Annotated in this window: 13 protein-coding genes and 1 pseudogene; 5 read left to right on the top strand and 9 right to left on the bottom strand. The window is 41.7% G+C overall.

Annotated elements, in window-relative coordinates:
- Positions 1–40: 40 nt before the first annotated feature.
- From CYCPU_RS0100195 to gpmI, 4 genes are read right to left on the bottom strand one after another with little or no spacing between them, the layout of a single operon-like run.
- Positions 41–823: a divergent polysaccharide deacetylase family protein gene (locus CYCPU_RS0100195; protein ID WP_016390265.1), complete on the bottom strand. Its 783-nt coding sequence runs from the start codon at positions 821–823 to the stop codon at positions 41–43.
- 20 nt (positions 824–843) lie between these two features.
- Positions 844–2133, bottom strand: coding sequence for a S41 family peptidase (locus tag CYCPU_RS0100190; RefSeq protein ID WP_016390264.1), 1290 nt, complete (start codon positions 2131–2133; stop codon positions 844–846).
- Positions 2134–2156: 23 nt separating this feature from the next.
- Complete coding sequence (locus tag CYCPU_RS0100185; RefSeq protein WP_016390263.1) at positions 2157–3323, bottom strand: murein hydrolase activator EnvC family protein; 1167 nt, start codon at positions 3321–3323, stop codon at positions 2157–2159.
- A gap of 23 nt (positions 3324–3346) precedes the next feature.
- Positions 3347–4885 (bottom strand): 2,3-bisphosphoglycerate-independent phosphoglycerate mutase, encoded by a 1539-nt coding sequence (gpmI, locus tag CYCPU_RS0100180; RefSeq protein WP_232228640.1) that lies wholly within the window; start codon positions 4883–4885, stop codon positions 3347–3349.
- Between the two features lie 184 nt (positions 4886–5069).
- On the opposite strand from gpmI, the pseudogene CYCPU_RS12175 reads away from it, so the two are divergent.
- The 4 genes and pseudogenes from CYCPU_RS12175 to CYCPU_RS0100160 form a co-directional block, all read left to right on the top strand.
- Positions 5070–5312 (top strand): annotated as a pseudogene (locus CYCPU_RS12175) (ArsR/SmtB family transcription factor); the annotation flags it as partial.
- A 30-nt stretch (positions 5313–5342) separates the two neighbouring features.
- The gene (locus CYCPU_RS0100170; protein ID WP_015004847.1) at positions 5343–5768 is read left to right on the top strand and encodes a rhodanese-like domain-containing protein; all 426 of its coding nucleotides are present in this window, start codon (positions 5343–5345) and stop codon (positions 5766–5768) included.
- 21 nt (positions 5769–5789) lie between these two features.
- Positions 5790–6251 (top strand): protein-export chaperone SecB, encoded by a 462-nt coding sequence (secB, locus tag CYCPU_RS0100165; RefSeq protein WP_015004846.1) that lies wholly within the window; start codon positions 5790–5792, stop codon positions 6249–6251.
- Between the two features lie 11 nt (positions 6252–6262).
- Positions 6263–7273 (top strand): NAD(P)H-dependent glycerol-3-phosphate dehydrogenase, encoded by a 1011-nt coding sequence (locus CYCPU_RS0100160; protein ID WP_016390260.1) that lies wholly within the window; start codon positions 6263–6265, stop codon positions 7271–7273.
- 3 nt (positions 7274–7276) lie between these two features.
- On the opposite strand, the gene CYCPU_RS0100155 is transcribed toward CYCPU_RS0100160, so the two are convergent.
- The gene (locus tag CYCPU_RS0100155; protein WP_015004844.1) at positions 7277–7735 is read right to left on the bottom strand and encodes a tRNA (cytidine(34)-2'-O)-methyltransferase; all 459 of its coding nucleotides are present in this window, start codon (positions 7733–7735) and stop codon (positions 7277–7279) included.
- A gap of 62 nt (positions 7736–7797) precedes the next feature.
- On the opposite strand from CYCPU_RS0100155, the gene CYCPU_RS0100150 reads away from it, so the two are divergent.
- Positions 7798–8727 (top strand): dihydroorotate dehydrogenase, encoded by a 930-nt coding sequence (locus CYCPU_RS0100150; RefSeq protein WP_016390259.1) that lies wholly within the window; start codon positions 7798–7800, stop codon positions 8725–8727.
- On the opposite strand, the gene ntrC is transcribed toward CYCPU_RS0100150, so the two are convergent.
- The 4 genes from ntrC to glnA all read right to left on the bottom strand — a co-directional run bounded on the left by ntrC (position 8724) and on the right by glnA (position 13441).
- Positions 8724–10136 carry a nitrogen regulation protein NR(I) gene (gene ntrC / locus CYCPU_RS0100145; RefSeq protein WP_020161597.1) on the bottom strand — a complete coding sequence of 471 codons (1413 nt, stop codon included), beginning with the start codon at positions 10134–10136 and terminating at the stop codon, positions 8724–8726. The genes CYCPU_RS0100150 and ntrC overlap by 4 nt on opposite strands.
- A 69-nt stretch (positions 10137–10205) precedes the next feature.
- Positions 10206–11276 (bottom strand): nitrogen regulation protein NR(II), encoded by a 1071-nt coding sequence (gene glnL, locus CYCPU_RS0100140; RefSeq protein ID WP_016390257.1) that lies wholly within the window; start codon positions 11274–11276, stop codon positions 10206–10208.
- Positions 11277–11422: 146 nt separating this feature from the next.
- Positions 11423–11923 carry a DUF4124 domain-containing protein gene (locus CYCPU_RS0100135; protein ID WP_015004840.1) on the bottom strand — a complete coding sequence of 167 codons (501 nt, stop codon included), beginning with the start codon at positions 11921–11923 and terminating at the stop codon, positions 11423–11425.
- Positions 11924–12031: 108 nt separating this feature from the next.
- Entirely contained in the window at positions 12032–13441 is a 1410-nt protein-coding gene (glnA, locus tag CYCPU_RS0100130) for a glutamate--ammonia ligase (protein WP_015004839.1), read from the bottom strand.

The raw sequence follows: 13441 nt of genomic DNA, 5'->3' as shown, positions 1-13441 counted from the left end.
GCAGGGACTTTTTGTGTTCATTGCTGAAACAGCGTGCAATTTAGTTAATGATCTTACCCACTACCATTTGTGCCGATCTTTTCCGAAGCTGATATGAAATAGGCTCAAGCTTCACCCCCCGTAAGGCTAATGTGGGTAACATTTCTTGCAATACACTTAATGTTTCTGGATATGGGTGACCAATGCCCACGGCATAACCGTTTTCTAAAGCTTGTTTAATCAATATATCAAACTGTTGTTTAATCTTTTCTTCATCAATAGTGTGGTCGAGAAAAACATCACGACTAAGGACGGGCACACCTTGTTCAACGGCAATTTGCGCGGCAATAGACTGCCCAGCAGTACGACTATCAACAAAAAAATAATTTCCCTGCCGCATTGTTTTCATCACCCATTCCATATGGCCAGGATGCCGTGTTAGCAAACTCCCTTGGTGATTATTCATACCGATTGCGTGAGGTACTTTATTAAACGCCTGCAACAGGGCCTGCTCCACCTCTTTTTCTTTCATATCAATGGCTAAGGCACCCTCTTCGGCAGCTTCTCCAAGGGTTGACTGCATTGGCATATGCAGCATAACTTCGTGCCCATGCTGATGCGCAAGATTCGCCAACTGTCTGGCTTTTGGTGCATTGGGTAAAACCGCATACGTTAAGTTGGCCGATAGATTAATCAGCTGCCTGCCTTCTTCTAAACGATAACCAATATCATCAATAATAATACTGATAACCGCCTCTGGTTTTACTTCCTCGGCGTGGCTAGGCCCTATCAAAAAAACACAAGCGATCAATAAAAAAGTCCGAGCCATAATTAACTTTTCCACCGGTCGCTCGTGCCTATCGCTTACTTTCTTAAAATATTGATGCCTTTAAGCAAATTAAGCGCTTCGTGCAAGGGGTAATCTGTACTCACTTGCTCTACTACTTTTTCTTCCTTTTCTTCTTCGCCTTCGGGGTTCACTAAATGCTTTGTTAAATCTTTTTCTTTAATTGCAACAAAATCATCTTCTAATTGTTCTAACTTTACTGCCGATAAAGTGATGTCAGGCGTGATCCCTTCAGCTTGAATTGAGCGACCTGATGGCGTGAAGTAACGCGCTGTGGTTAATTTAATCGCTCCGCCTTTATTGTTTTCTAAAATCGTTTGCACCGAACCTTTACCAAAACTTTGCTGCCCCATAATCACTGCACGCTTATGGTCTTGTAACGCACCAGCAACAATTTCTGAGGCCGACGCAGAACCACCATTAATCAACACAACAATTGGAGCACCTTTTAAAACATCATTGGGGCCTGCTTTAAAGCTCATTTTAGAATGCTCAATACGGCCTTCTGTGTAAACAATTAAACCATCGCTTAAGAAAGCATCACTCACTGACACGGCCGCATTTAATAAACCACCAGGGTTATTACGTAAATCCAATACCAGACCTTTTAGCTCATTACCTTCAGATTCTTTTTTTAACTCAGAAATCGCGTCATTTAGGTTTTCTCCAGTCCTTGTTTGGAAGCTGGCAATTCTTACATAGCCATAGCCGGGTTCTAAAAGACGATTTTTCACACTAACCACTTTAATAACTGCACGGGTGATCTTAATTTTAAGTGGCTTCGGCTCACCTTCTCTTATAATCGTTAACAGAATATCGGTCCCTGGTTTGCCGCGCATTATTTTTACTGCATCTGACAAGGTCATGCCTTTTACTGGTTTTTCATCTAAACGAATCACCAAATCACCGGCTTCTATCCCTGCTTTAAAAGCAGGCGTATCATCAATTGGCGTAATAACTTTTACGAAACCATCTTCCATACCTACTTCGATGCCTAAACCACCAAATTCCCCACGTGTTCCTTCACGCAAATCTTTAAAGGCTTTTTTATCCAAATAGGTTGAGTGAGGGTCCAAGCCCGTTAACATCCCTTTTATCGCATTCTCTAATAGGTCGTGATCACTCACCTCTTCAACATAAGACGCTTTAATTTGGCCAAATACTTCTGAAAATGCCTTTAAATCCTCTAATGGTAACGAACTGTTAACCCGTTCTTTCTCAGCCAACACGGTCCCGCCAATGCTCAACATAATACCCAGTGCAGCACCTACCATTAACACTGGCAATGTTTTACGTAAAAAATTCATATCAACTCCATTAACTTACAAAATTACCCAACGCGACCTTTTTTAACCGCTCGACACCATTGAATAGGATTCACCGGCTTTCCATTTTTTCTAATGCTGAAGTATAGACCGGCTTTTTGTTGTCCGCCACTCACTCCAACCGTTGCTATCATTTCACCCGCTTCAACCCAGTCACCCACTTCTTTGTACAACCCTTCATTGAAGGCATATAAACTCATATAGTTTGAACCATGATCGACGATAATCAACAAACCATAGCCTCTTAACCAATCCGCATACACTACTCTACCATGCGAGATAGCCTTAATGGCGGTGCCTTCGCTTGCAGCAATAACAACCCCGTCATAGCGACCAGATTGTCTTGCACTACCAAATCGCTTACGTATCGAGCCTTTTATAGGCCAAGGCAATCGACCTTTTAAGCTCTTAAAAGGTTTATTTTGCTGGGCCAACACAGGCGTATCAATAATGACTTGGCGAATACTAGCTAATAGCGTTGTTAAGCGTTTTTCATTTTCTTTTAATTCAGCCAATTCATCGGCCGCTGATTTCATCTCTTTACCTAACTGAGCCAACACCTTTTTACGTTGACTCTTAGCCGCCATTAACTGCTCGTTCTCCGTTTTTTTTGCGTCAATAAAGGTGGCTAACTCACTCAACTGATCATCTAGCGCCACTTCAACATCAATTAATTTTTTAATACCCGCGTCCAGTGCCGTTACATTGTCCAATCTCGCTTGGTTGAAATAGTCATAGTACTGTATTACTCGACTCATCCGATCTGGGTGCTGTTGATTAAGCAACATCTTCACACGCTGTTGCTTACCCATTAAATACGCCGACTTTAATTGCTCGGCCAATAACTGTTTTTGCACCTTAGTCTGTTCTTTTAGCCTAGCTTGCTGGGCTCGCAATTGCTTAATTTTTTTGTCTGTTTCATCAAGCTTTTCATTCAGCAAACGAAGCCTTTTTGAAGACTCAGCCAAGCGTTTATCCAGTTGTTTAAGCGCCTTTTCCTCTTTAGTTTTTGATTGCTGCGTTAAAGCGATGTTTTTTTCCACCAATTGCATCCGCTCGCGCAACAAAGCCAGTTGTTTCTTTTTCTCACTCTCAGGCGATGCAAATAAGGACCCTGAACCCAGTAACGAAACTAATATAAGCGTCGTTAAAATAAGTCGTTGCTTTAACATTCTTATTGGCTAGAGGTACTACTTTAACTGGTTAAATGAAGCAAACTATGCCCACTCATCTCGGCTGATGGACTAAGCCCCATAGCGGCCAACATCGTAGGCGCGACATCTGCTAAATCACCGCTGCTATCAAGCTGTGCGGAACGGCCAACATAAACAAAGGGCACTGGGTTGGTGGTATGCGCTGTGTGCGTCTGACCAGAATCTGGATCCGTCATTTGTTCGGCATTACCATGATCCGCCGTGATAAAAACCTCACCGCCTACTTTTTCAAGTGCTTCCAACAACCTTGCAATGCAGGCATCAATCGTTTCAACAGCTTTCACCGCTGCATCAAAATTACCTGTATGGCCAACCATATCGCAGTTTGCATAATTGGTAATAATGGCATCATATTTTTCTGATAAAACAGCCTCAACCAATTTATCTGTGAGTTCTGGCGCACTCATCTCTGGTTGTAAATCATATGTTTTAACATTTGGCGATGGAATTAAAACTCGATCCTCACCCTCATTTGGTGCGTCATCACCACCATTAAAAAAGAACGTAACATGCGCATACTTTTCAGTTTCAGCAATACGCAACTGCTTTAGACCTTTACTGGCAAGCACCTCTCCAAAGCCGTTATTTACCTCTATAGGAGGGTAGGCAACGGGCAAATCAAAATCCTCATGGTACTGTGTTAAACACACAAATTTATTCAATAACGGCACCTCAGCTCGCTCAAACTCATTGAAGCCAGTTTCTGTAAATGCCCTGGTTAATTCACGTGTTCTATCTGATCTAAAATTCATAAAAACAACGCTGTCGCCATCTTCTATTTTAATAGCCTGGCTACTAGTAGGGTGTATGCTGGTTGGCAAGACGAACTCATCTGTTTGCTCGCGTCCGTAAGATGCCATTAATCCACTAATTGCATCTTCAGCAGAATATTCTGCTTTCCCTTGGCTCAATAGGTCATACGCCAGTTGGACTCTATCCCAACGATTATCTCTATCCATCGCATAAAAACGACCTACTAAAGACACCGTTTTGCCAACACCTAACTGTTTATATAAAAGCTCCATTTTTTCTAATGACGCCTTAGCACTTTTCGGCGGTGTGTCCCTGCCATCTAAGATGGCATGCAAATAAAGCTTTTTAACACCTTTCTCAGCAGCCATTTCTATCATTGCTTTAAGGTGATCTTCATGGCTATGTACACCACCAGGCGATAATAAGCCTACAACATGTAGCGCCTTATCATCTTCAATCACATCATTTACTACATCACAAAGTACTGGATTGTTTTTAAATTCACCCGAATGAACATCATCATTTAATTGCGTAAACGTTTGCGGCAATAAGCGTCCTGCACCCAAGTGCAAATGCCCAACCTCTGAATTACCCATTTGCCTATCTGGTAACCCCACTACCGAGCCTGAACAATCTAATAAAGCTTTAGGCTTGGTTGCCCATAGTCTGTCCCAGGTTGGCGTGTTCGCCGCATTAATGGCGTTAGATTCTCCTGCCTCAGCGTAACCAAAGCCATCTAAAATCATTAACACAATAGGGCGTTTAATTAAATGTTGCTTCAAAATGCTATCTCCACAGTTTGCTTGTTATAATGGGTTAATATATGTCATCCATTTTACGATATATGCCCTTTTAATACTTTAACTATATGCAAAGACAAGCCCTATGAGCAACCTAGCTATGGACAAACTCATCGAAAGTGATGAGGAAATAAACTAAGCCGCTGATCTTCTTAAAGTGCTCTCTCACCCTATTAGGCTAAAAATCATTTGTCAGCTAGGGCATGACGAAAAAACTGTACAACAACTATTAGACAGTGTTGGCTCTACCCAAAGCAACGTCTCACAACATCTTGCAATTATGCGAAATAATGGCGTTTTACAATACCGAAAAAATGCCACTCAAGTCCTCTATAGCGTGGCTGAAAAGGCCTCTATAGATGTCGTACATTTATTAAAAAAAATCTACTGCTAATTAATCTAATACTTTAAGGCTCACCCTAAGATGGATATTTATTTGGAATTTATCAGCAATCACAGCCTGCTTTTTATTGCCTTGCTGTTTGTTATTATTTTATTGTTACAGTCTTTTTTTAGCGACATTACCCGCAAATATAAACTCATTTCCCCATCTGAAGCGATCAACCTGATTAACCGTGAAGACGCTGTCGTTATTGATACACGTACTAAAGACGAGTTTAAAAGTGGTCACATTTCAGGCGCCGTATTGATGCCGATCTCTGAGATAAAAGATAACGCTGATGCGTTAAATAAATACGAGGAACGCCCGCTAATACTTTACTGTAAGTCAGGAACACGTTCTGACGAAGCTTGCAAAACACTCAGCAAGCTTGGCAGAACTAATGTGCATGCTTTAAGCGGTGGGATCCAAGCTTGGGAAGCCGCCAGCATGCCACTCGTTAAAAAATAACCCTTTTCATCTGGAATCCATATGGCCTCTACCGAACAAACCGCTTCATCTGACAAACAATTTGCAATTCAAAAACTATATGTAAAAGACCTATCTTTTGAATCGCCTAACACACCCACTGTTTTTACAGAAAAGTGGGAACCCAATGTTGATATAAACTTAAACAGTAATGCCAAAAAAGCACCTCAAGACCTTTTTGAAGTCTCAATCACTGTTACCGTCACCGTAAAAAATAATGACAGCGTGGCCTACTTAGTTGAAGCGACCCAGGTAGGAATTTTCGGTGTTAAAGGTTTCTCAGAGCCTGAGTTAGGCCCACTCTTAGGTAGCTTTTGCCCAAGTGTTTTATTTCCCTATTTACGTGAAGTGGTTTCTGAGGTTGTCACCAAAGGCGGCTTCCCTCCAATGTTACTAAACCCTGTTAACTTTGATGCTTTATACGCTCAGCATAGCCAACAAAACGATATCTCCAAAGCCAATTAACTAATACGCAGATGAGCCCTAAAAAAATAGCTGTTCTTGGTGCTGGCTCGTGGGGTACCGCCATGGCTGTGATGATGGCCAGAGCAGGTCACCACATTACATTATGGGGACATAACCCGAGCCATATTAAGCAACTCAAGATTGATAATAGTAACGTTGAATTTCTTCCTGGCACCGACTTCCCCAGCACCTTAAGCGTTACAGATCAGCTGGAAGAAACCGTCGAAGAACACGATTTTTTAATGCTTGCTGTTCCCAGTCATGCATTTAGACAAACGCTACTTAAATGTAAGCCTCAGCTTAAAAAAGATACTATCGTGAGCTGGATAACAAAAGGCTTTGAAACCGGCACAGGGCTATTAGCACATGAAATCGTCATAGAAACCCTAGGTAAGGATACAAAGTTAGCCCTAATCTCTGGGCCTAGTTTTGCACTTGAAGTTGCAGATAATCTGCCCACAGCCGTTGTAGTAGCTTCTACAGATATCGAGGTTGCCACTGAGGTTGCAGATATAATACGAAACGCTAACTTCCTGACCTTCCCAACTAAGCACCTTGCTAGCGCAGAAATAGGTGGCGCCATGAAAAATATCTTAGCCATTGCTGCCGGTATTTCTGATGGTTTAGGTTACGGAGCCAATGCTCGAGCCGCATTAATCACCCTAGGCTTAACTGAAATGGTACAACTCGGCCATGTCTATAATTGCTCGGAAAGTTCTTTTCTTGGCTTAGCCGGTGTCGGTGATTTAGTATTGACTTGTACCGATAATCAATCACGTAACCGACGTCTTGGTTTACAGCTTGGACAGGGTAAAAAAATTGATGACGCAAAACAAACGATTGGCCAAGAAGTAGAAGGCATCCATGCTGCTCGTGAAGTGCATGCTATTTGTGAAAAGTGGTCACTCGATATGCCCATCTGCATTCAAACATACCGAATTTTGTATGAAGGATTAGCCCCTGACGTAGCCGTTAGATATTTGCTCAGCCGCGCTCAATTGGCCGAACCTCAGCTAGACTAGTTTTTACCATTCGAAATCATGTTGGCGCCATGCCTCATACACCGCTACAGCAACTGAGTTTGATAAATTAAGGCTTCTATTACCCTCCTTCATTGGAATTAAAAGTCGCTGCTGCTCTGGTAAGGCTTCAATAAATGCCTTTGGCAAGCCTCTCGTTTCAGGACCAAAAACCAAGGCATCGCCAGCTTGATAGCTGACCTGCGAATAATTACTTTTTGCAAACCTAGAAAAAGCAAACACCCTGTTTGGTTTTTCGCCGTCTAAAAATTCATCAAAATTTTGATATTCCTTCACATCCGCCACGTCTCGGTAATCCATCCCTGCTCGCCTTAACTGTTTATCGTTAATTTCGAAACCGAGCGGGTGAATCAAACTTAAACGCACCCCAGCATTAGCGCAAAGGCGCATTACATTACCCGTATTAGGAGGAATTTCTGGTTCAAATAAAACGACATGGATCATGATGATATTAACCTTGGGTTAACTGGTATAATTGAGCATATTATCTCACTATCAGTCAGCAAATGTTACACCCTAAATTAGCCTCTTACTTTTGTGGAATGCGATTCCAAACACCCGTTGTCTTACTTTCTGGCTGTGTTGGCTTCGGTCAAGAATACACCCGCGTAGAGGGTTTTTCTCATCGAGATATTGGCGCTGTTTGTCTTAAAGGCACCACGTTGAGCGCCCGCCCTGGAAACCCAACACACCGCGTTTACGAAACCCCATCGGGCATGTTAAACGCGATTGGCCTGCAAAACCCCGGTGCCAATAAGGTTGTTGATGAGATACTTCCTTCGCTAAATTTCCAAGAAACTCGTTTTATTGCGAATGTTTCTGGCTCCACCATCGAAGAATACACTGAGGTAACACGGCTTTTTGATCAATCTGCTATTGATGCCATAGAAATTAATATTTCTTGCCCGAATGTAAAAGAAGGTGGTGTGACATTTGGCAACGATCCTGACATGTCTGCACGCGTGGTAGAAGCCTGTCGATCCGTTACCAACAAACCACTAATTACTAAACTATCCCCCAATCAAACAAATATTGCTGACAATGCACAACGTTGTATTGACGCCGGTAGCGATGCCTTTTCAGTCATCAACACTTTAATGGGCATGGCTATCGACACCAACACAAGAACCCCCATTATTGGTAATGTACAGGGCGGGCTTTCTGGCCCGGCAATTAAACCCATTGCTTTATTGAAAGTTCATCAAGTCTATCAAGTCTGCAAAGCACATAATATTCCTATTATTGGCCAAGGCGGTATCACTACCGCTAATGATGCCCTTGAGTTTATTATTGCTGGAGCTAGCGCAGTTGGTCTTGGTACAGGGCTATTCTATGACCCCTTACTGAGTAAAAAAGTTAATGATGGGATAACCGATTATCTCGATACACACCAACTTAACCATTTTTCTGAATTAATCGGTAGCCTCGACTGTTAAGCACTAAAATCTTTAATTTTCCGAGTTAAGGTATTTCGCCCAAGGCCTAGTAATTTTGCCGCTTCTTGCCGGCGCCCCTTGGTAACATCCAATGCTTGCATAATTAATACCTTTTCTACCGAAGCCACCACCCTTTTCGCCACATCTGCTTCCCCTGCTAATAATCTTTTAGTAATATCTTCTTTTGCTGCGTCTAACCAGTCACCCTCAACCATCACTTTTTCTGTCGAGGTGATATTTTTCAACTCATCAGGTAGGTCATCTAACTGAATGATGTTACTCGGGCACATTGCAGTTAATAAATGACAGGTATTTTCAATTTGCCTAACATTACCCAACCAAGGCAAGCCTGACAGATACTGCATGGTTTCGTCATCCAACAACTTCACATCATCTTCCAACTCGCTGGCAGCCTTAGCTAAAAAATGTTTTAGAAGTAATGGAATATCTTCGCGACGTTCTCGAACCGGAGGGATTTTGATACGCACCACATTTAAACGATGGAATAAATCTTCTCTAAAAAGTTTTTCTTCAACAAGTTTTTCTAGCCCCTGATGTGTTGCCGCAATAATACGCACATCCACCTTTATTGGTTGATGACCACCGACAGAAAAGAACTCTCCATCTGACAGTACCCGCAATAAACGTGTTTGCATATCTGCTGGCATATCACCAATTTCATCTAAAAACAGCGTCCCACCATCGGCTTGCTCAAAACGCCCTTTTCGACGACTCGTTGCGCCAGTAAATGCCCCTTTCTCATGCCCAAATAGCTCAGACTCTAATAAATCTTTAGGAATCGCCGCCATATTTAACGCTATAAACGGTTTATCTCTTCTTAAACTATGTTGATGAAGGGCCTTGGCAACTAATTCCTTACCGGTGCCTGATTCTCCATTTACCATCACCGTAATATTAGACTTTGACAAGCGCCCAATCGCCCTAAAAACAACCTGCATAGCTGGAGCACTACCAATAATGCCCGACTCACTGGCCTCATCTTGAGTATCAGGTTGCTCAACAGCGCTTGTTTTCTTTTTAAGGTGCTCGTAGGCTCGTTCAACTTGATTAACAACCTCATCAACATCAAAAGGTTTAGGCAAATATTCAAAAGCACCACCATCATAGGCAGACACCGCACTGTCCATATCTGAATGAGCCGTCATCACAATCGCAGGTAAATCTGGATAATGTTTCTGTAGTTCTGCAAGGAGTTCAATGCCACTTTTGCCGGGCATACGAATATCAGTTAGCAACACATCCGGCTTATCTTTGTGCATAAGGTTTAGGATACCTTCTGCACTCTCAAAACAAGTAACTTGGTGACCCTCTCTTTTTAATGCTGTTTCCAACACCCATCGAATAGAACGATCATCATCGACCACCCATGCTTTTATCTTTTCACCCATAATTAATACTATCCATTTATCTGATGCTTACGTTTTACTCGACAACCCATTAGGTATTACACTCCCTAGTTATCCTGCTTTTTCTAGCGGTAATATTGTTGAAAAAACCGTGTGGCCCGGTTCACTGGCCACTTCTATAATGCCACTATGGCGCTGCACATTTGTCTGAGCTATTGATAAGCCCAAACCCGTTCCGTCAGTTCGCCCAGTCACCATCGGGTAGAAAATTTTTGTTTGCATCTCTTTCTCGATGCCAGGCCCGTCATCAATTACATCAATTTTTACCGCTAACTTTCTAGTCTCATCACCTATCGTAAAATTTCGATGTATTCGCGTTCTAAGGATAATTTCACCACCATCTTGAACTGCTTGCGTTGCATTCCTAACTACATTTAGTAATGCTTGAATAAGCTGATCTTTATCTGCCTTGATATCTGGAAGACTAGGATCATAATCTGCTCTTATGATGACTTTTTCATTAACCTCGGCTTCCACTAATTGCCTTACACGTTCCAAAATCACATGTATATTAATGTATTGATGATTCGGTAACTCTGATGACCCCAACATTCGATCAACTAGCGTTCTTAAGCGGTCCGCCTCTTCGATAATAACGTGTATATAGTCAGAAAAATCACCATTTAACTCTTTTGATAGCAACTGAGCAGCCCCCCTAATACCACCTAATGGGTTTTTAATTTCATGCGCAAGCCCTCGTAACATATTGGTCGCTAGTTCATTTTGCGCTAATAATTTTTCATCATGATCGATCTGTAAATAGTAATTAAAATCAACGATTTCAACGAGCAGCTCTTCTTCATCGTCATTACTATTATTTGATAATGGTGTTGCTGATAAACTTACGCTTCTTTTTGTTCCAACGGGGTGGCCGATGGGAACCAAGTGCTCAGTCACTTTTGACCCTAGTTGCCGGCTACGCTGAAACACCTTATTGATATCAAAGCGTGCTGTTTTAAACAGGTTTTCTGCCTTCGCGCCAATGGCTTTACGTTCACTGATATCAAGTAATTCTTCAGCTGCATTGTTTATATAAACTAACGCATTTTTTTCGTTAAACAGCAATATACCGACAGACAGTTGTTCCATGACAGAATTTGGCATAAAGGTGTGTTTTTTCATTCTAGATACCTAGCAATTAATGCGCCAAGTAGTATGAGGTGCCCTCTTTAATAAACATAGGTCTCATCATACTCGTTAACAGAAATTTTATGCACCAGTGCAGTGCATTTTTATTTTAACGTCCCATTGTTAAACGCTTTATATCTTTATGATGCTGTGCTTCTTTGTAAATAAAAAGTCACACTGGGGCTAGTTATTTTCACCTCACCATTCTTATCTATTACTTGCACCTGAACAACATGCGCACCACGCTCCACCCCCTCAAGATTGAAGCCTTCTTGAACCACCCCATCAAGTAATAATTCAACCGTATCTTCTTCTTGCAAAGCCGGCTGCAAATCATATGTAACATTCACAATACCTTGATTACTCCTAACCGTTCCCTGCTCAATGGGTGAAATAATACTAATATGATCATAAGGAATATTGGCTTCAGTTAACTCTTTGCGCTCTTCTGAAGTCACTATTTTTTTTGTAGGAATATTAGGTGCCTCATAAGTCATAATCGGCGGCACAATCACTTTCTCTGCACCTTTAACAGGTGTGTCGGAGTAGGCTGTTTTCCCTTGTTTATTGATATATTTATAAACATCGGCTTGCACAAAACCCGCTAAAAAAATTGTGATTAAAATAATACTTCGCTTCATACCCTGCTCCTTTATGACTGTGCTATGCAACCATAAGACCATATTTCTTAAAATTTGTGCAAAAAAAAACCCCGCAATAGCGGGGTCTTTCATTACATTAATGCAATTTTACAAGCTGTAGTACATATCAAACTCAATCGGGTGAGTGCTCATCCTTAGGCGAGTCACTTCTTCCATTTTTAATTTAATGTAGCCATCAATCATATCATCAGTAAACACACCGCCCTCAGTTAAGAACGCACGGTCTTTATCCAATGCAACTAGTGCTTCATCAAATGAAGTCGCTACTTGTGGAATTGCAGCTTCTTCTTCTGGTGGCAAATCATAAAGGTCTTTATCCATAGCTTCGCCAGGGTGGATCTTATTCTTAATACCATCAAGACCCGCCATTAACATGGCTGAGAAACATAAGTATGGGTTTGCCGTTGAATCAGCAAAACGCACTTCAATTCGACGACCTTTAGGGTTTGCTACAAAAGGAATTCGAATAGATGCTGAACGGTTACGTGCAGAATAAGCCAACATAACAGGTGCTTCAAAACCCGGTACTAAACGTTTGTAGCTGTTTGTTGAAGCATTTGCGAAGGCGTTAATTGCCTTAGCATGTTTAATAATACCGCCAATATAAAACAAGGCTATTTCAGATAAACCGCCATATAAATCACCAGAAAATAATGCTTTGCCGTCTTTAAAAATTGATTGGTGAACATGCATACCATTACCGTTATCACCAACGATTGGCTTCGGCATAAAAGTAGCTGTTTTGCCATAGGCGTGAGCAACGTTTTGAACTACATATTTAAGCTCTAAGACCTCATCTGCTTTCTTCACCAATGTATTGAACACTGTGCCAATTTCACACTGGCCCGCTGTTGCTACTTCATGGTGATGAACTTCAGTCTCTTGACCCATTTCTTCAAGCGTTAAACACATAGCCGCACGCATGTCATGAAGAGAATCAACAGGAGGGACTGGGAAATAACCGCCTTTTGTACCAGGACGGTGACCCATGTTGCCACTTTCATAATCTTTTTCTGAATTCCAGCCCGCTTCTTCAGAGTCTATTTTATAAAAAGACCCCGACATGTCTGTTTTCCAACGAATATCATCAAATACAAAAAACTCATTTTCTGGACCAAAATAAGCCGCGTCACCAATACCTGTTGACTGAAGATACTCTTCTGCTCTTTTAGCAATTGAGCGAGGGTCTCTTTCATAGCCAGACATATCGCTAGGCTCAACAACATCACAACGGATAATCAGCGTTACGTCATCAAAAAATGGGTCTAAAACAGCTGTTGATGGATCTGGCATCAAAATCATGTCTGACTCATTAATACCCTTCCAACCTAGAATGGAAGATCCATCAAACATTTTGCCGTCCTCAAACACATCAGCATCTACCGTATGTGATGGAACTGTTACGTGTTGTTCTTTACCAATAGTATCAACGAAACGGAAATCAACAAAAGCGACTTCTTTTTCTTTGATCAAATCTAATACATCTTGTGCTGACAT

Origin of the sequence: Cycloclasticus pugetii PS-1 (genome assembly GCF_000384415.1) — a bacterium.
GTDB classification, from domain to species: Bacteria; Pseudomonadota; Gammaproteobacteria; order Methylococcales; family Cycloclasticaceae; genus Cycloclasticus; species Cycloclasticus pugetii.
Note: the sequence above shows the minus strand (reverse complement) of the source record. Positions and strands in the feature narration are given on the sequence as shown.